The organism is Methanoculleus sp. MH98A (assembly GCF_000691865.1).
Taxonomy (GTDB): domain Archaea; phylum Halobacteriota; class Methanomicrobia; order Methanomicrobiales; family Methanoculleaceae; genus Methanoculleus.
Window position 1 is genome coordinate 1 of sequence record NZ_JMIO01000189.1, and the last position, 807, is coordinate 807.

The 807-nt window shown below is 38.0% G+C and carries 1 protein-coding gene; it reads right to left on the bottom strand.

The window, feature by feature from the left end; genetic code table 11:
* Positions 1-300 (bottom strand): hypothetical protein (locus tag EI28_RS15125; protein WP_231476832.1); only part of this gene is annotated, 300 nt, incomplete at its 3' end.
* Between the last annotated feature and the right edge of the window lie 507 nt (positions 301-807).

An 807-nucleotide genomic window follows, 5' to 3' on the forward strand; every position in this document is an offset into this window, starting at 1 on the left:
ATATGACGTGTGTATAATCCAAGACGCGAACACAATAACCAGCACGAGAACCACTACACCTAAATACTGTCTTGGCACGGATTTAAAAACTTTAAACAGCGAAAATATGCCGATCGCTGCAAGTATGACAAAAAATGGCTGTAACGTTTGATACACATAAAATGAAACACCTAAAAGTGGGATAAATAAAACAGAAGTACATAGCAAAAACCAATCTGTGAATAATTTTGATTGCTTAAAAATGACCGCTATCAGGCCAATCACAGAGAGCGGCAGCAAGGCGCCCAACCTCGCGGTCATACATATGCACGTGCCTATGAGATAATGATACCATGCATCACCCTTGAGCATTGTGAAATGATTGTACTCCTGAGCCCATGCATTCTGTATAAAGAAAAATTGCAGTGTAAATAATAAAATAACTACGATAACGAGAAGGTATGGTAGATACTTCAGATAAATTTTGTGATGATTATTGCTTACGAATCTTGCTAAAATATATCCTAGAACCACTAACACTAACAATATAAACATTTTGTGTAGTGCAGCCAATGTCAGACAAAGTATTACCAATATCAAACAGTAACGATATGATAGACGTTCGTGCCACCTAAGCAAACCCCAAACGAATAGTGGCATCAACATGAAAAATATGCCTCGTGCAGAAACCGTCCATAACGTAAACACAATAGTTAATGGAGCCAAGGAAAATAGAAGAGCCACAAGGTATCGGAAAGAGAGACGATCACTGAATCCACCTGCTAATAAGAATGACGTAAGCACCCCAAATAATCCAAAGATTAATGA